Annotated in this window: 1 pseudogene; it reads right to left on the minus strand. The window is 60.7% G+C overall.

The window, feature by feature from the left end:
- Positions 1 to 234: pseudogene (locus tag R0J92_RS26855) on the minus strand (hypothetical protein); the annotation flags it as partial.

Consider the following 234-nt stretch of genomic DNA (forward strand, 5'->3'; position numbering starts at 1 on the left):
CGAGTGGAGAGGCCAAGATGCAGGGCTGCGTCCTCGATGCTCCAGGCACGTGAAAGGTCCGAGGCGATCAGTTGAACCAGATGATCCGTCAGTTGCGCAGATTCGCAGGGAGGCGGCGTGCGAATGCCCGGGGCATTCTTCCACCGGATTTTCCGCCCTTGGGCCGAAACACATTTGAACACCGCCCGTTCCAGAACCCCCTGCAGAATTGCGGCGCATTTCAGGTCCGGTGGT

The organism is Tritonibacter sp. SIMBA_163 (assembly GCF_046535935.1).
GTDB lineage: Bacteria > Pseudomonadota > Alphaproteobacteria > Rhodobacterales > Rhodobacteraceae > Epibacterium > Epibacterium scottomollicae.